Source organism: Pseudomonas frederiksbergensis, assembly GCF_003732275.1.
Classification (GTDB): Bacteria; Pseudomonadota; Gammaproteobacteria; order Pseudomonadales; family Pseudomonadaceae; genus Aquipseudomonas; species Aquipseudomonas frederiksbergensis_H.
Map to the genome: position 1 here is coordinate 1 of NZ_MOBM01000009.1, position 16,856 is coordinate 16,856.

General features: G+C 60.4%; 12 protein-coding genes and 4 pseudogenes. 14 read left to right on the forward strand and 2 right to left on the reverse strand.

Annotation, left to right across the window (positions count from 1 at the left end; translation table 11 throughout):
- Both BK662_RS35035 and BK662_RS35140 read right to left on the reverse strand, forming a co-directional pair.
- Positions 1–132: pseudogene (locus tag BK662_RS35035) on the reverse strand (type VI secretion system tip protein VgrG); the annotation flags it as partial.
- Positions 133–160: 28 nt separating this feature from the next.
- Positions 161–464, reverse strand: a pseudogene (locus BK662_RS35140) (type VI secretion system tip protein VgrG); the annotation flags it as partial.
- 551 nt (positions 465–1,015) lie between these two features.
- Here BK662_RS35140 and tssA point away from each other — a divergent pair.
- The 14 genes and pseudogenes from tssA (at position 1,016) to icmH (ending at position 16,845) form a co-directional block, all read left to right on the forward strand.
- Positions 1,016–2,572 (forward strand): type VI secretion system protein TssA, encoded by a 1,557-nt coding sequence (gene tssA / locus BK662_RS06500; protein ID WP_123357393.1) that lies wholly within the window; start codon positions 1,016–1,018, stop codon positions 2,570–2,572.
- A gap of 32 nt (positions 2,573–2,604) precedes the next feature.
- Entirely contained in the window at positions 2,605–3,108 is a 504-nt protein-coding gene (tssB, locus tag BK662_RS06505) for a type VI secretion system contractile sheath small subunit (protein ID WP_123357394.1), read from the forward strand.
- A gap of 28 nt (positions 3,109–3,136) precedes the next feature.
- Positions 3,137–4,605, forward strand: a pseudogene (tssC, locus tag BK662_RS06510) (type VI secretion system contractile sheath large subunit).
- 12 nt (positions 4,606–4,617) lie between these two features.
- Positions 4,618–5,025 (forward strand): type VI secretion system baseplate subunit TssE, encoded by a 408-nt coding sequence (gene tssE / locus BK662_RS06515; RefSeq protein ID WP_123357395.1) that lies wholly within the window; start codon positions 4,618–4,620, stop codon positions 5,023–5,025.
- Between the two features lie 10 nt (positions 5,026–5,035).
- A complete protein-coding gene (locus BK662_RS35145) occupies positions 5,036–5,509 on the forward strand; it encodes a PAAR domain-containing protein (protein ID WP_259695882.1) in 474 nt (157 codons plus the stop codon).
- A 6-nt stretch (positions 5,510–5,515) separates the two neighbouring features.
- Entirely contained in the window at positions 5,516–7,303 is a 1,788-nt protein-coding gene (tssF, locus tag BK662_RS06525; protein WP_123357396.1) for a type VI secretion system baseplate subunit TssF, read from the forward strand.
- Positions 7,267–8,271: pseudogene (gene tssG / locus BK662_RS06530) on the forward strand (type VI secretion system baseplate subunit TssG); the annotation flags it as partial. The gene tssF and the pseudogene tssG, both read left to right, overlap by 37 nt.
- Positions 8,272–8,287: 16 nt before the next feature.
- Positions 8,288–10,936 (forward strand): type VI secretion system ATPase TssH, encoded by a 2,649-nt coding sequence (tssH, locus tag BK662_RS06535; RefSeq protein ID WP_123357397.1) that lies wholly within the window; start codon positions 8,288–8,290, stop codon positions 10,934–10,936.
- A gap of 10 nt (positions 10,937–10,946) precedes the next feature.
- Positions 10,947–12,464, forward strand: a complete 1,518-nt coding sequence (locus BK662_RS06540; protein ID WP_123357398.1) for a sigma-54 interaction domain-containing protein — start codon at positions 10,947–10,949, stop codon at positions 12,462–12,464.
- A 305-nt stretch (positions 12,465–12,769) separates the two neighbouring features.
- A complete protein-coding gene (locus BK662_RS06545; RefSeq protein ID WP_123357399.1) occupies positions 12,770–12,910 on the forward strand; it encodes a type VI secretion protein in 141 nt (46 codons plus the stop codon).
- A gap of 17 nt (positions 12,911–12,927) precedes the next feature.
- Positions 12,928–14,124, forward strand: coding sequence for a type VI secretion system-associated FHA domain protein TagH (gene tagH, locus BK662_RS06550; RefSeq protein WP_123357400.1), 1,197 nt, complete (start codon positions 12,928–12,930; stop codon positions 14,122–14,124).
- 5 nt (positions 14,125–14,129) lie between these two features.
- Complete coding sequence (gene tssJ, locus BK662_RS06555; protein WP_123357401.1) at positions 14,130–14,630, forward strand: type VI secretion system lipoprotein TssJ; 501 nt, start codon at positions 14,130–14,132, stop codon at positions 14,628–14,630.
- Between the two features lie 2 nt (positions 14,631–14,632).
- Entirely contained in the window at positions 14,633–15,964 is a 1,332-nt protein-coding gene (gene tssK, locus BK662_RS06560; protein WP_123357402.1) for a type VI secretion system baseplate subunit TssK, read from the forward strand.
- Positions 15,965–15,969: 5 nt separating this feature from the next.
- The gene (gene icmH, locus BK662_RS06565) at positions 15,970–16,845 is read left to right on the forward strand and encodes a type IVB secretion system protein IcmH/DotU (RefSeq protein WP_123357403.1); all 876 of its coding nucleotides are present in this window, start codon (positions 15,970–15,972) and stop codon (positions 16,843–16,845) included.
- Positions 16,846–16,856: the final 11 nt, after the last annotated feature.

Genomic DNA, 16,856 nt, shown 5'->3' on the forward strand with positions numbered 1-16,856 from the left:
TGGGTCAGTTTTCAACCGGTAGGGTGGGTCAGTTTTGCATCGGTACTGACACAGATAGGTGACCACGACTTCCATGCCGATGCGTGGAATGGTCACCGCGCCGAAATTTCCCCCCGCCCAACTGGAGGACACCCGCAGCCAACAACTGCTGTGTTCACTGGCTGAACTGCAAGTAGTGCAGCGCGGGCACCAGCGTCAGGTAATAACAGGTCAGGCATAGCTATGAGCACATCTTCGATACGGCCATGAATGCCTTCACCCTTGAGGCCGAACTGGAGAAACGCTGGCTGGCTGAGCAAGCTTTCCAGATCGAAATCAGGGTATTCGCTAACCAGCTCGATCTGGATCGAATACAAGGTGCTGATGGCTTCAGTGCCTTCAAAGGCCAGCACTTTGAAATCGTTGCGGACCGTTGGGATCAACAACGTGAAGTGAGCAGCATTGGCCGGGGGACATACGCTTATCCTTTTGCTTTTCCGTGACTCGTCCTTAAGCCGAAAGAGCAGACAAGTCGCGGTGCCCAAGCCATGCCCGGCGTGAGCAAACGCAAACTGCCCAGCACGCTAACAAGAGGGCAAAAGAATGAATGTCGGACACGTCCAGAAAGTACGTCAGAGTTTTCCGCATTTCAGAATGTTGCGTCAGTAATGCATGCCGTCATTGGGCCTTATATTGCTTATTGTCAGTTATCGCTATGTCCATGAATGACTGTAACTTTTCGGAAAACTCCTACATTTTTCATTGTTTATTTTTGTCATGCTGAGTTCCGTTTCAGGGCGTGAATGTTCTGTGGCGATCCCCCCGTGCCATATAGGGTGAATCTCCTACAGCAACAAGAAAGACGCAGTTTTATTGTTTAATCGGATGCCTTCAAATGGCCATCATTTTGATTGTGATGCGCGCCTTGAAAGAGCGCGAACTCAATTGGATGAGACTCATCGCAGCTTTTTGACACTGTCCGGCGCCATTGCAACTCCAATGGCCGTATGACCGTAATCCTAATTAAAGGCCATGGATGTCCTACTCAAGCAAACTTTCCGCTCATTACCTTGAACTCGCAAAAGCCTCCGTTTCAGAAGAGAATTTCGCGGGCGAGGATGTTCGCTTTTCGAGCGAATATGAGGCATTGGAAAGCGAGCTGGGCAAAGCCCAATCCATGCACGAAAGCGGTCAGATCGACTGGCTGAAAATCCGCGAAAACAGTGAAAATCTGCTGCGTACCCAATCCAAGGATTTGCGTGTCGGCGCCTGGCTGACCTGGGCGCTGTACCAGCGTGAATCCTTCCAGGGACTGCTAGCTGGCTTCGGTTTGTTGCACCATCTCTGTGAAAACCACTGGGCCGAGGTTCACCCGAACAAGGCCCGCACTCGTGTTGCTGCCATCAGCTGGTTGCAGCCGCGTCTTGAGCAGGTGCTGAACGAAAACGTCGCGATCAAAGAGCAGCTGCCGCTGTTCCGCCGTCTGGTCGAGCATCTGGAAGGCCTCGACGCCGCATGCACCGAGCATCTGGGCGATGATGCGCCGTTGCTGCTGCCGATTTCCCGTCGCTTGAAAAACATGGTCCTGCGCGCCGCCGACAATCAGCCGGAGCCCGGTGTGGTGGGCGCCGCGGTGGCGCAGGTCAAGCAGGCCGCGACCCAGCTGTTCACCCTCGGCGCACCAATCGACAACGAGAAAGAAGCCCACAAGGCCCTGCGTGCCCAGCAAGAAAACGCCCGTCCGTTGTGTGCCTGGTGGCTCAAGCAGAAGGCTACCGACCTGCGCGCCCTTCGCCTCAATCGCACGCTGTCGTGGCTGCCCATCGACGCGGTGCCTGAGCGCAACGCAGAACAAATCACCGTTCTGCGTGGCTTGCCGGCGGACAAACTCAAGGCCTATCAGGACAGCTACGAACAAGGGAAATACGCAGATCTGCTGGTAGAGCTGGAGGCGAGCCTGGCGAAGGCGCCGTTCTGGTTTGATGGCCAGCGAATGGTCTGGGAATGCCTTCAAGGGCTGAACGCTGAGATGGCGATGCGCGAAGTGGAAATCCACTTCGCGCTTTTGGTTCAGCGGCTGCCCGGCATCATCGAATTGCGTTTCCATGACGGTGCGCCGTTCGCCGACCCGGCCACCCGCGCCTGGATCGGTGCCCACGTCATGCCGCACCTGCAAAGCGCCAGTGCGCCGCGCAAGGTCGAAGTCACCGATACCCAGCCGGCCTGGGAACTGGCCCTGGAAGAAGTCTTGCCGATTCTGCGCAAGGACGGCCTCAAGGCCGCCGTGCAGATCCTCAAGCAAGGCCTGCAAAGTGCCCACGGCGGGCGGGTTCGATTCTTCTGGCAGTTCGCGCTCGCGCGGCTGTGTTTCATGGCCAAGAAATACGAGCTGGCCAAGACCCAACTCGAAACCCTAGACCAAACATTACAGGACTCAGGCCTGCACGCCTGGGAGCCAGATCTTGCGCTGGAAGTGCTGCATTTGCTGCATAGCTGCTGCGAGTTGCTGCCGCAGAACCATGCAGTGCGTGAACGCAAGGAAGAGATTTATCGCAGGCTGTGCCACCTCGATCTCGAAGTGGTACTCGAATAGGCCCCCGGGCCACAACCGCAAGGAGAAAAGCCATGGCCAAAGAAGGCTCGGTAGCCCCCAAGGAACGCATCAACGTCACCTTCAAACCCGCCACCGGCGGTGCTCAGGAAGAGATTGAACTGCCGCTGAAACTCCTGGCAATCGGTGACTACACCCACCGCAAGGACGAACGCAAACTCGAAGATCGCAAGCCGATCAGCATCGACAAAATGACTTTCGACGAAGTGCTGGCCAAGCAAGAGCTGAGCCTGACGCTGAGCGTGCCGAACCGTCTTCAGGAAGAAAGCGACACTGAAGAACTGGCCGTGAAACTGCGCGTCAACTCGATGAAGGACTTCAACCCGGCCTCGCTGGTCGAGCAAGTGCCTGAACTGAAAAAACTGATGGAACTGCGCGACGCGCTGGTGGCCCTCAAAGGCCCGCTGGGTAACGCACCTGCGTTCCGCAAAGCCATCGAAGGCGTGCTCGCCGACGACGAATCCCGCGGTCGCGTACTGGGTGAACTGGGCCTGAACGCCGCAGCCCAAGACGTCTGAGCCCCTATCAGCCAAGGAAGCCAACACAATGAGCACTAGCGCAGCACTGCAAAAGAGCAACGAGAACGGCGAATACAGCATTCTCGACAGCATCATCGCCGAAACCCGCCTGACCCCGGACGACGAAGCCTACGACATTGCCAAACGCGGTGTGTCGGCGTTCATCGAAGAGCTGCTCAAGCCGCAGAACAACGGTGAGCCGGTCAAGAAGGCCATGGTCGATCGCATGATCGCCGAGATCGACGCCAAGCTCAGCCGTCAGATGGACGAAATCCTGCACCACCCGGACTTCCAGTCCCTGGAATCGTCGTGGCGTGGCCTGCAGTTGCTGGTCGACACTTCCGCGAAAACATCAAGATCGAAATCCTCAACGTCTCCAAGGACGACCTGCTGGACGACTTCGAAGATTCGCCGGAAGTGATGCAGTCGGGCCTGTACAAGCACATCTACACCGCTGAATACGGTCAGTTCGGTGGTCAGCCTGTGGGCGCGATCATCGCTAACTACTTCATGTCCCCAAGCTCGCCGGACGTGAAACTGATGCAGTACGTATCGAGCGTTGCCTGCATGTCGCACGCGCCGTTCATCGCGGCTGCCGGCCCGAAATTTTTCGGCCTGGAAAGCTTCACCGGTCTGCCGGACCTGAAAGATCTGAAAGATCACTTCGAAGGCCCGCAATTCGCCAAATGGCAGAGCTTCCGTCAGTCGGAAGACTCCCGTTACGTTGGCCTGACCGTGCCGCGTTTCCTGCTGCGTAACCCGTACGACCCGGAAGAAAACCCGGTCAAATCGTTCGTGTACAAAGAAACCGTCGCCAACAGCCACGAGCACTACCTGTGGGGCAACACGGCCTACGCATTCGGCACCAAGCTGACCGATAGCTTCGCCAAATTCCGCTGGTGCCCGAACATCATCGGCCCACAGAGCGGTGGCGCGGTTGAAGACCTGCCGTTGCACCACTTCGAAAGCATGGGCGAAATCGAAACCAAGATTCCTACCGAGGTATTGGTTAGCGACCGTCGTGAATACGAACTGGCCGAGGAAGGTTTCATTTCCCTGACCATGCGCAAAGGCTCCGACAACGCGGCGTTCTTCTCCGCAAGCTCGGTGCAGAAGCCGAAGTTCTTCGGCATCAGCGCTGAAGGCAAGGCCGCAGAGCTGAACTACAAGCTCGGCACCCAACTGCCGTACATGATGATCGTCAACCGCCTGGCTCACTACTTGAAAGTGCTGCAGCGCGAGCAACTCGGTTCGTGGAAAGAACGTACCGACCTCGAGCTGGAGCTCAACAAGTGGATCCGCCAGTACGTGGCCGACCAGGAAAACCCAAGCGCCGAAGTCCGTGGTCGTCGTCCACTGCGCGCTGCCCAAATCATCGTCAGCGATGTTGAAGGCGAGCCTGGCTGGTACCGCGTCAGCCTGAACGTGCGCCCGCACTTCAAGTACATGGGTGCCGATTTCACCCTGTCGCTGGTTGGCAAGCTGGACAAAGAGTAAACGGAGCGACTCATGACTGGATACGGCAGCCTTTTCGAGCGCCTGGGTGGCGATGCGGACAAACGCCTCGGCTGGAGCCGCGAGGTTTGCGCCATGGCGTCCGTGGCTGCCCATCTGGCCAAGATGCTCAGCACCCGTGCGGGCAGCGTACAAACGCTGTCCGATTACGGGCTACCCGATCTCAATGACATGCGCCTGAGCCTGCACGACTCGCTGAGTCAGGCCCGCCTGGCCATCGAAAGCTTCATCGACGCCTATGAACCTCGCCTGAGCAACGTGCGTGTCATCTCCCTGCCGCGTGAGCACGATCAGCTTCGCCTGTCCTTCAGCATCGAAGGCCTGCTGGAAGTTGATGGTTTCAAGCGCCAGGTCAGTTTCGCCGCGCGCCTGGATGGCAGCGGTCAAGTAAAGGTCAACTAAGGAGACTCCGATGTCCGGCAAACCCGCAGCACGCGTATCCGACCCCACCGCTTGCCCGCTCCCCGGCCACGGCACCAACCCGATCGCCGCCGGTTCCGGCGACGTGCTCTTCGACGGCCTCGCGGCCGCCCGCCAAGGCGATGCCTCGGCGTGTGGTGGTGCGATGGTTGGCGATCTTGCAACGACTGTGTTGATCAATGGCAAGCCGGCGGTAACGGTGGGTTCTGTTGGCACTCATGGCAACAAGGTTACGACGGGTTCCGGGACGGTGATCATCGGGAATTCGCATTCGCCGGCACTGTTCTCCGGGATTGTCGCAACCGCGCTGGATGCCGTGGTCGCGGCGTTGATTCCAGAGGCCAGTGTTGATGACACCGGCACAGCTTCCGAGCGGCAAAGCCGTATGGCCGCCTCGGAACAAGATGTCAAAAGCCTGCTCTGGCTGGCCTGGATCGAAATTTTTGCAAAAACGACAAACAGGTAACCCCCCGTGTCCTTTAACCACTACTACCAAAGCGAACTCACCGCACTTCGCCAGTTAGGTCGTCGTTTCGCCGAGCGTAGCCCGGCGTTGGCGCCTTTCCTCGGCCAGGCCGGGCGGGATCCGGACGTGGAGCGGCTGCTTGAGGGCTTTGCCTTTCTGACCGGGCGCCTGCGTCAGAAGCTAGACGATGAGTTGCCGGAGCTCAGCCACTCGATGATGCACCTGCTGTGGCCCAACTACATGCGGCCGCTGCCGGCGTTCAGCATTTTGCAGTTCAACCCACTGACACGTTCCGGGCCTGCGTTGATGGTCGAGCGTGATACGCCGGTGGAGAGTGTGCCAGTCGATGATGTGCGCTGCCGTTTCCGCACGTGCTACCCGACGGAGGTGTTGCCGCTGGATCTGGCTGCGCTGACTTACTCGGTGAAGGGCGACGGTTCGCTGTTGAGTCTGCGTCTGGAGATGAGCGCTGATGGTCATCTCGGCGAGCTGGAGCTGAGTCGTCTGCGCCTGCACTTTGCCGGCGAGCGCTACATCAGCCAGATGCTTTACCTGAGCCTGTTGCGCAACCTCGAGGGTATCGAGCTGATCCCGCTGGACGGCGTCGGCAAGGCCATCAACGGTGTAAACGGCCAGCCGATGGCGTTCACGATGTCCGGCGACCGTGTGCAGCCGGTGGGTTTCGTCGAAGAAGAAACGTTGATTCCGTACCCGCTGAACACCTTCCGCGGCTATCGCTACCTGCAGGAATATTTCGCCTTCCAGGACAAATTCCTCTTCGTCGACATCAACGGTCTGGATCTGCTCAAGGCGTTGCCGGAAGACACCCTCAAGCAGATGCGTGGCCTGGAGTTGCGCTTCGATATTCGCAAGAGCGGCATCATGCGTATGCGTCCGACCCTGGACAACGTGAAGCTCTACTGCACCCCGATCGTTAACCTGTTCGAGCACGATGCACTGCCGATTCGCCTCGATGGCAAGCAGGACGAATACCTGCTGCTGCCCGCCGAATTCGATCTGGAAAACTGCGGTGTGTTCTCGGTGGAAACCGTCACCGGCTGGAAGCCCGGTGGCCTCGGTTATCAGGAGTACGTGCCGTTCGAATCCTTCGAGCACGACCCAAGTTTCGACGTGCCCACCAGCCGTCCGCATTACAGCATCCGCCAGCGTTCATCCTTGCTGCACGAGGGCCTCGACACTTATCTGAGCTTCGGCATCCGCCACACCGAAGCCCACGAAACCCTGTCGATCGAGCTGATATGCACCAACCAGAACCTGCCGCGCAAGCTCAAGCTCGGCGACATCTGCATGGCCTGCGAAGAGACGCCGGAGTTCCTCAGCTTTCGCAACATCACCCCGGCCACTTCGAGTTTTGCGCCGCCGCTGAATCGTGACTTCCTCTGGAAGCTGATCAGCAACATGTCGCTTAACTACCTGTCGCTGGCCGACGTCAATGCGTTGAAGGTGATTCTCGAAACCTACGACCTGCCGCGCTACTACGACCAATACGCGGAAAAAGTCAGCAAGCGCCTGCTGGGCGGGCTCAAATCAATCAAGCACCAACACGTCGACAGATTGCACCGAGGGTTGCCGGTTCGCGGGTTGCGCACCGAGCTGACCATCGACCCGGAAGGGTATATCGGCGAGGGCGACCTGTTCGTGTTCGCTTCGGTTCTTAACGAGTTTTTCGCGCTTTACGCCAGTCTCAATTCGTTCCATGAGCTGCGGGTAAAAAGCACACAGGGAGAGGTGTACCAATGGACACCACGTATGGGCCTGCAGCCCCTGCTTTAAGCGGGCTGACCCGGGTAATACGCGAGTACTCGCTGTTTCAGGCCGTGCTGCTGGTCATTGACCGGCTGCGCGATGCACACCCGCACTTGAGCGAAGACGACCTGTACGACCAGCTGGAGTTCCAGGCCAATCCGAGCCTGGGTTTCCCTGGCAGCGACGTCGATCGCGTGGAGTTTTTCAAAGAGCACGGGCAGATGCGTGCGCGTCTGCGTTTCAACCTGATCGGCCTGGTCGGTTCCGGTTCGCCGCTGCCGGCGTTCTACGGCGAACAGGCCCTGGGCGACAGCGAAGACGGCAACCCGACCCGCAACTTCCTCGACCTGTTCCACCATCGCCTGCAACGGTTGATGCTGCCGATCTGGCGTAAATACCGCTACCACGCCAGCTTCCAGAGCGGCGCCCTCGACCCGTTTTCGGAGCAGCTGTTTGCCCTGATCGGCCTCGGTGGCGAAGACATCCGCAAGGCTCAGGAGCTGAACTGGAAACGCCTGCTGCCGTACCTCGGCCTGCTCAGTTTGCGGGCGCACTCGGCGGCGTTGATCGAAGCGGTGCTGCGCTACTACTTCAAGCACGCCGAACTGACCATCGAGCAGTGCATCGAGCGCCGCGTCGAAATCCTCGACGAGCAGCGCAATCGCTTGGGTCGCGCCAACAGCATGCTCGGCGAAGACCTGGTGTTGGGCGAACACGTGCGTGATCGCAGCGGCAAATTCCGCATTCACATCCGCGAGCTCGATTGGCAACGCTTTCACGAATTCCTGCCGATCGGTTTCGGCTACCAGCCGCTGTGCGCGCTGGTGGGGTTCACCCTGCGTGACCCGCTCGATTACGACATTCGCCTGGTGTTGCGCCAGGAAGAAATCCGCGAACTGCGCATCGGTGAGCAGAACGCTTGTCGCCTGGGATGGACCAGTTGGCTGGGCCGCGAAAAAGCGGACGGCGTGGTGACCTTGGGCAGCAAAATTCATCAAGGACAGATGACACATGATCAACGTAGACCTGCAACAACTTATCCAGGCGCTGGACGCCGAAACCCGTCGTGATCTGGAAAGTTCCGCGGAACGTTGCGTCGCCCGTGGCGGCAGCAAGATCCTCGTCGAAGACTTGCTGCTGGGCCTGCTGGAACGTCCACAAGGCCTGCTCGCACGCGCGCTGCAAGATGCTGAAGTGGACGCCGGAGAACTGAGCGCCGCCCTGCAATCGCGGGTCGAGCACAGCGCCTCGCGCAACCCGGTGTTCGCCCCGGAACTGGTGCAGTGGCTGCAAGACGCCTTGCTGGTGGCCAACCTCGAACTGGGCCAGAGTCAGGTCGAGCAAGCCGCGTTGATCCTCGCACTGCTGCGCAACCCGATGCGTTACGCCGGCAGTCGTTATCAGTCGTTGCTGGCCAAGCTGAACATCGAGCGCCTGAAAGAATTCGCCCTGTCGCAGAAAGAACAACCGGCTACCGGCAAACCTGCCATGCCCGGCGAATCGCTGCTGCAGCGCTTCACTCACAACCTGACCCAACAGGCCCGCGACGGCAAACTCGATCCGGTGCTGTGCCGTGATGGCGCGATCCGGCAGATGGTCGACATCCTCGCCCGTCGCCGCAAGAACAACCCGATCGTGGTTGGTGAAGCCGGCGTCGGCAAAACCGCCATCGTCGAAGGCCTGGCCTCGCGCATCGCGGCCGGTGAAGTGCCGCAAGTATTGAAAGGTGTCGAGTTGCTGTCCCTGGACATGGGCCTGTTGCAGGCCGGCGCCAGTGTCAAAGGTGAATTCGAACGTCGCCTTAAAGGCGTGATCGACGAAGTCAAAGCTTCGCCGAAACCAATCATCCTGTTCATCGATGAAGCTCACACGTTGATCGGCGCGGGCGGCAATGCGGGTGGTTCCGACGCGGCGAACTTGCTGAAACCGGCCCTGGCCCGTGGCGAGTTGCGCACCATCGCCGCCACCACCTGGGCGGAGTACAAAAAATACTTCGAGAAAGACCCGGCCCTGGCCCGTCGTTTCCAGCCGGTGCAACTGCACGAACCGACCGTCAGCGAAGCGGTGACCATCCTGCGCGGTCTGGCTCAGGTTTACGAAAAGAGCCACGGCATCTACCTGCGTGATGATGCGGTGGTTGCAGCGGCCGAGTTGTCCGCCCGTTACCTGGCGGGTTGTCAGCTGCCGGACAAAGCCGTCGACGTACTCGACACCGCGTGCGCTCGAGTACGCATCAGCCTCGCCGCCGCCCCGGAAAGTCTGGAACGCCTGCGTGGCGAGCTGGCCGAAGGTGGCCGTCAACGTCAGGCCCTGCGTCGTGACGCCGAGGCGGGTCTGCTGATTGACCAGGAGGCGCTGGATGCTCTGGAAGATCGCCTGGCCGACGCCGAAGAAGAAATGGTCGCTCTGGAAACCCTCTGGACCGAGCAGAAAGCACTGGCTGAGCGCCTGCTGGACCTGCGTCAGCAACTGGCCAAGGCCCGTGAAGCCGCTGCCGTCGAACCGACCATCACGGTTGAAGAAGACGCCGAAGGCACCGTGATTGAAACCCTGGCAATAGACGAAGCGCAAAGCGTCGGGTCGCTGGAAGCCGCTCTCAACGAAACCCACCGTACCCTGACCGAGTTGCAAGTCAAAGAACGTCTGGTGAGCTTCGAAGTCTGCCCGCGTCTGGTGGCCGAAGTGATCAGCGCCTGGACCGGCGTGCCATTGGCGCAACTGGCCCGCGAACACAACGCCAAGGTCGCGAGCTTCGCCAACGATTTGCGCACCCGTATTCGTGGTCAGGAACAAGCGGTTCATGCCCTCGACCGCTCAATGCGCGCCACCGCGGCCGGTCTGAACAAACCGGATGCACCGGTCGGCGTGTTCCTGCTGGTCGGCCCAAGCGGTGTTGGTAAAACCGAAACCGCGCTGGCCCTTGCCGATTTGCTGTACGGCGGTGATCGCTTCATCACCACTATCAACATGTCCGAGCTCCAGGAGAAGCACACCGTCTCGCGTCTGATCGGTGCGCCTCCGGGCTACGTCGGTTACGGCGAGGGCGGCATGCTCACCGAAGCGGTACGTCAGAAACCGTACTCGGTGGTGCTGCTCGATGAAGTCGAAAAAGCCGACCCGGACGTGCTCAACCTGTTCTACCAAATCTTCGACAAAGGCGTGGCCAACGACGGGGAAGGGCGCGAGATTGACTTCCGCAATACGCTGATCCTGATGACCTCGAACCTTGGCAGCGACCGCATCAGCGAACTCTGCGAAAACGGCGCGCGGCCGACTGCCGAAGTGCTCGAAGAAACCATTCGCCCGGTGCTCAGCAAGCACTTTAAACCGGCGTTGCTGGCGCGCATGCGTGTGGTGCCTTATTACCCGGTCGGTGGCCCGGTGCTGCGCGAGCTGATCGAAATCAAACTCGGTCGTTTGGGCGAGCGCCTGAACTGTCGTCAGCTCGATTTCACCTACTCCCAGGACCTCGTCGATCACCTGGCCGAACGCTGCACCCAAAGCGACAGCGGCGCGCGCCTGATCGACCACTTGCTCGACCTGCACGTGCTGCCGTTGGTGGCTGACCGTTTGCTCGATGCAATGGCCACCGGCGAAAGCCTCAAGCGTGTGCATGCGACGCTCGACGGCAACGCCAGCGTGATGTGCGAGTTCGCCTGAGGTGGGTGTGATGTTCACTCAAGAGCCGCAACCGCTGGTCTATGCCGAAGCCTTGCTGGCGCAGTTCGCCAGCCTGTCGCGCGCGGCGGAGGGTGCTGCGCTGCTGGGTGACTTCGTGCGCGGGCTGGCCGAGCTCAGCGGTTGCGAGCTGACGCAGCTGTACCTGCTGGACGCGACCCACACCTGCCTGGGAATGAACGCCGAGTGTCTGAACGGCATTCTGCAACCCCGGGAAGCGGCGAGCCTGCCGGCGGATTACAACGGTGAACAACTGCTGCAATTCGCCCTGTGCCAGAACCGCGTGGTATGCCTCAGCGAGCTGAGCGGCAGCCTGCACGAAACCAGTTTCCTGCCGCTCCAGGCCACGCCTTGGCAGTCGCTGTTGTGCGTGCCGTTGGTTAATCAGCAAAAGGCTGTCGAAGGTTTGCTGCTGTGCGCCAGTCGCCGGCATATCGACCTGCAAGGCTTTGCCGATTCCCTCGGTCAACTGGGCTCGTTCGTGCTTGGCCAATTGCACTTGCTGCAGCGTTTGCGTCAGCCGACCGGCGATACACGACCGGCGCTGGTCAGCGTCCCGAGCGTTAACGGTTATGGCTTGATCGGCAAGAGCGCGGCGATGCGCCAGACCTATTCTCTGATCAGCAAAGTTTTGCACAGCCCGTACACCGTGCTGCTGCGCGGCGAGACCGGCACCGGCAAGGAAGTGGTCGCGCGGGCGATTCACGATTGTGGCCCGCGACGTTCCCAGGCGTTCATCGTGCAGAACTGCGCGGCGTTCCCTGAAAACCTGTTGGAAAGCGAGCTGTTCGGCTACCGCAAAGGCGCCTTCACCGGCGCCGACCGCGACCGTGCCGGGCTGTTCGACGCGGCCAATCGCGGCACCTTGTTGCTCGATGAAATCGGCGACATGCCGTTGTCGCTGCAAGCCAAATTGCTGCGCGTGTTGCAGGAAGGCGAGATCCGCCCGCTCGGCTCCAACGACACCCACAAGATCGACGTGCGCATCATCGCCGCGACGCACCGGGATTTGTCGGTGCTGGTCAGCGAAGGCAAATTCCGCGAGGACTTGTACTACCGCCTCGCGCAATTCCCGATCGAGCTGCCGGCCCTGCGTCAGCGCGAAGGCGACATCCTCGACCTGGCCCGGCATTTCGCCGACAAGGCTTGCGCGTTTCTGCAGCGGGATGCGGTGCGTTGGTCCGACGCGGCGCTGGATCACCTGTCCGGTTACGCCTTCCCCGGCAACGTGCGTGAACTCAAAGGGTTGGTCGAGCGCGCGGTGCTGTTGTGCGAAGGCGGCGAGTTGCTGGCCGAGCATTTCTCCCTGTGCATGGACGCCATGCCGGAAGACAGCAGCCTGAACCTGCGCGAACGCCTGGAACAAGTCGAACGCAGTCTGCTACTCGACTGCCTGCGCAAAAACGATGGCAACCAGACCCTCGCCGCCCGCGAATTAGGCCTGCCGCGCCGCACGCTGCTGTACCGCCTCGGTCGCCTGAATATCAACTTGGGTGACTTCGATGTCTGACCATAACTTTTGCCACCCAAACACTGTGGTTGGAATGCTCTCTGTGGCCAGCGCATTCCCTGTGGCGAGGGAGCTTGCTCCCGCTGGGCTGCGAAGCAGCCCCAAACCCATGCTCCGCTGTGCATCAGTGAAACCGCGTCTGCTGTTTTGTGACTGCTGCGCAGCCGAGCGGGACAAGCTCCCTCGCCACAAAGGCAGAGCTCAAGGCCGCTGGCTAGAGCGCTCGAACCTACCTCATCCGCTTCTGACAGCGCCACCCAAACGGGTCGGCGCTTTGCGCTTTGTCTACCCCTGGAGACCCTCTGATGTCTGTTCGTCACTGGCAAGCCGCCCTGCTGACCCTCGTCGTTCTATGCGGCCTCGGCGGCTGTAGCGGCAATTACAAATACAACGACAACACCTATCGCCCATTGGGTGATCCGCAGGCGGTCAATCGCGGCAAGTGACCGCAAGGAGTATCACCATGGAACTGGTATTCGAAATGCTGAACACCAAGCAGTTCGTGCCCACGGATTTGTGCCAGAAGACCTTCAAGCAGGCCGGTGGCGTAATTGGCCGGGGCGAGGATTGCGACTGGATCATCCCCGACCGCAAGCGTCACCTGTCCAACCACCACGCGTTGATCAGCTATCGAGAAGGCACGTTTTTCCTGACCGATACCAGCAGCAACGGTATTCAGGACAGCGAAAGCGGCGCGCGCCTGCGCAAGGGCGATCCAATGCGCATCGAGCACGGCAGCGTGTACGTGCTGGGTGACTTCGAGATCCTTGCGCGACTGGTGCGTGACCCGGCGACATTCGACGTTGAAGTCGGCCGTCCGCAAGCGGCGGGCAGTATCATTCCGGACGATGCGTTCCTCGACCTCGACCCGCTCAATGCCCTCGACCAGCAAGAGCGCGTGTACTCGGAAATCGACGAACTGATTCCCCCTAGCACCACTATCGAAGACACCCGTCAGCGTGCCGACTACACGCGCATCGACATGGAAAGCCTGATGGTGCCGGAGCTGATCGCCGCGCCGGCAGAACCTGCGCCAGCCCCGCCGACAAAAGCGGTCGAGCGTCAGAGCGAAGGTTTCTGGGAGCACTTCGGTGCCGCGTTGGGCGTGGATCTCAAAGGCCTCGACCACGACGCCCGCGAAGCCCTGGCATTGAACGCCGCGCGTCTGCTCAAGCAGAGCATCGGTGGTTTGCAGCAGAGCCTGCGCACCCGCAGTGAACTGAAAAACGAACTGCGCCTGGCTCAAACCACCGTGCAAGGCACTAACAAGAACCCGCTGAAATTCGCCGTCGATGCCGGTGAAGCGCTGGACATTTTGTTGCAGCCGAACAAGCCGGGTCAGTTGCCGGCCGAGCAAGCAGTCCCCCGTGCGTTCCGCGATTTGCAGGCGCATCAGGTGGCGTTGCTGACCGCCAGCCGCGCCGCTGTTCGCGGCACTCTGGAACACTTCTCGCCGCAACAGCTGACCTTGCGTTTCGAGCGCGACAACAAGCCGTTGCTCGCGACCTCAGGCAGTCGCTGGAGAGCTTACGGGCGTTATCACCAGGCCCTGCGTCAGGACGATGACTGGAGCGAGCGCCTGCTGGCCCGCGACTTCGCTCAGGCCTACGAAGAACAGATCCGGCTGATTTCCACCCTTCACACGGACCACCAAGGATGATGCGCATGTCTCGCTGCTCGACCGCTTTTTTCAAGACGCTGACTGCGCTCACTGCCCTCGTGCTGCTGGCCGGTTGCTCGTCGCTGTCGCCGTATTCCACCGTGACCAAACTCAACCTGAAGCTGACCGCCAGCGATCAGTTGAACCCGGACCTCAATGGTCGTCCGTCGCCGATTGTCGTGCGTCTGTTGGAGCTCAAGCACCCGGTGACGTTCGAGAACGCTGATTTCTTCAGCCTCTACGAACGCGCCAAGGAATCCCTGGCCCCGGACCTGGTGGCCAGCGAAGAACTCGAACTGCGCCCGGGTGAAACCGCCGAACTCAAGCTCAGCGTGGAGGAGGGCAGCCGTTACGTCGGCGTGCTCGCGGCTTATCGTGACCTGCCGGAAACCAAATGGCGCTACACGGTGCAAATCACTCCGGTGGAAGTCACCGAGGCTGACCTGACCCTCGATCAGGCCGGCATCCGCAATACCCATGAAACGCTCGCCAAGGCGGATGACTGATCATGAATGCCCATAAAGTCATTTGGCAGGAAGGCATGCTGCTGCGTCCGCAGCACTTCCAGCACAACGATCGTTACTACGACCACCAGATGAAGACCCGTACCCAGTTGCTGGGCAGCTACATCTGGGGCTTCCTCAACCTGGAAATCGACTTGCAGTTCCTCAACATGGGCAAACTGGTGATCAGCCAGGCCTCGGGGATTCTGCCGGACGGCAGCCTGTTCGAACTCGGCGGCGACACCGAGCCGTTGGCCATGGACGTGCCGCCGAACACTGGCAACACGCCAATCTATCTGGCGCTGCCATTGGTGACCGGTAACCACATCGAGTCTCGCCGCCCGGAGCAGTCCGACGTGCTGGCGCGCTACACCGCGTACGACGCGGAAGTCGCCGACTCCAACGCCGGCGACGACTCCGCCAGCCAGGTCAGCTGCGGTCGTCCGGACTTCAAACTGTTGCTCGGCGAGCAGCAGAGCGACCAGGCCTACGTGAAGCTGAAAATCTGCGAAGTGCTCGACACCACGCCCGACGGCGTGATCAGCCTCGACCCGGACTTCGTGCCGACCTACATTCAGGCGCACTCTTCCAGCTACTTGCTGTCGTGCCTCAAAGAAGTCATCAGCATGCTCGGCCACCGGGGCGACGCCATCGCCGACCGGATCCGCTCCAACGGTAAGGTCGGTGGTGCGGAAATCGGCGACTTCATGATGCTGCAACTGATCAACCGCACCGAAATGCTGCTGCGCCATTACCTCGGCCTGGAACAGGTTCACCCCGAAGAGTTGTACCGCACGCTGCTGACCATGCTCGGCGATCTGGCGACGTTTTCCAGCGACAGCAAACGCCCGCGGCTGGACAGCCGTTACCAGCACAGCGACCAGGGCGCGAGCTTCCGCAAACTGATGGAAGCGATTCGTCAGGTGCTGTCGATGGTGCTCGAACAGCACGCCATTGAACTGGTGCTGCAAGCGCGTCAGTACGGGATCATCGTGTCGCCGTTGCATGACCACAAACTGCTGGGCTCGGCGTCGTTCGTGCTCGCGGCCAGCGCCAACTGCGACTCCGAAGAACTGCGCCATCGCTTGCCGGCGCACCTCAAGGTCGGCCCGGTGGAGCGCATCCGCCAACTGGTCAACCTGCATCTGCCCGGCATCAAGGTCAAACCGTTGCCGGTGGCCCCACGGCAGATCGCGTTCCACTCCAACAAAACCTATTTCATCCTCGAACTCAGTTCCGAAGACCTGGCGCAACTCGAGCGCTCCGGCGGCTTCGCGTTCCACGTGTCCGGCGAATTCGCCGAGCTTGAACTGAAATTCTGGGCCATCAGGAACTGACCGACATGATCAAGGACATGGAACATAACCAGGACGACAAAACCGTCCTGCTCGACCGCCAGGGCCACGGCCCGGCGTCGAGTCCGCTGACTGACTTCGCTGCACCGCCGCGTTTCGAACAGCTGGAAGAACGGATGATCTACGCCGCGCGTTTGCGCCCGGCCGAAGCGTTCAATATCAGCCTCAATTCGCTGGTGGCCGCGGCGTCCGACTTGCTGTCGGAAGTGGTGCGGCTCAAGCACAGCGACACCCGCGAAGACATGTACGCACTCAACGAGCGACTGACCGCCGGGCTGAAGCTGTTTGAAGTGCGGGCGCTGCACAACGGCGCCGAAAGCAGCCAGGTGATGGCCGCCCGCTACGTGCTCTGCACCGTGGTCGACGAAGCCGTCGTCACCACACCGTGGGGCAACGAAAGCGAGTGGTCGCAGATGAGTCTGCTCAGCAGCTTCCACAACGAAACTTTTGGTGGCGAGAAGTTCTTCCAGCTGCTGGATCGCCTGTCGAAAAACCCGGTCAAGCACCTGTCGATGCTGGAGCTGATGTACCTGTGCCTGTCCCTCGGTTTCGAAGGCAAATACCGGGTACAAGCCCGCGGCATGCTCGAGCTTGAAGGCATCCGCGACGCCTTGTATCGGCAGATTCGTCAACTGCGCGGCGACGTGCCTCGTGAGCTGTCGCCGCATTGGGAAGGTTTGAACGATCAGCGCCGAAGTTTGGTGCGCATCGTGCCGGCGTGGATGGTGGTGCTGTTCACCGTGGTCTGCCTGGTGGTGATGTATTCGGGCTTCGCCTGGGTACTGGGCGAGCAACGCGAAACCGTTCTGCAACCTTATCAGCAGCTTGATCCGGCCGCGGTTCAGCCGCAGTCGCAGCCGTAAACAGGGACGTG

Bases quoted from the DNA above. Each gene is read 5' to 3' on its own strand.
- tssK (WP_123357402.1), top strand. From the start codon at position 14,633: ATGAATGCCCATAAAGTCATTTGGCAGGAAGGCATGCTGCTGCGTCCG.
- tssJ (WP_123357401.1), top strand. From the start codon at position 14,130: ATGTCTCGCTGCTCGACCGCTTTTTTCAAGACGCTGACTGCGCTCACT.
- icmH (WP_123357403.1), top strand. From the start codon at position 15,970: ATGATCAAGGACATGGAACATAACCAGGACGACAAAACCGTCCTGCTC.
- tssA (WP_123357393.1), top strand. From the start codon at position 1,016: ATGTCCTACTCAAGCAAACTTTCCGCTCATTACCTTGAACTCGCAAAA.
- tssE (WP_123357395.1), top strand. From the start codon at position 4,618: ATGACTGGATACGGCAGCCTTTTCGAGCGCCTGGGTGGCGATGCGGAC.
- BK662_RS06540 (WP_123357398.1), top strand. From the start codon at position 10,947: ATGTTCACTCAAGAGCCGCAACCGCTGGTCTATGCCGAAGCCTTGCTG.
- BK662_RS35145 (WP_259695882.1), top strand. From the start codon at position 5,036: ATGTCCGGCAAACCCGCAGCACGCGTATCCGACCCCACCGCTTGCCCG.
- tssH (WP_123357397.1), top strand. From the start codon at position 8,288: ATGATCAACGTAGACCTGCAACAACTTATCCAGGCGCTGGACGCCGAA.
- tagH (WP_123357400.1), top strand. From the start codon at position 12,928: ATGGAACTGGTATTCGAAATGCTGAACACCAAGCAGTTCGTGCCCACG.
- tssB (WP_123357394.1), top strand. From the start codon at position 2,605: ATGGCCAAAGAAGGCTCGGTAGCCCCCAAGGAACGCATCAACGTCACC.
- BK662_RS06545 (WP_123357399.1), top strand. From the start codon at position 12,770: ATGTCTGTTCGTCACTGGCAAGCCGCCCTGCTGACCCTCGTCGTTCTA.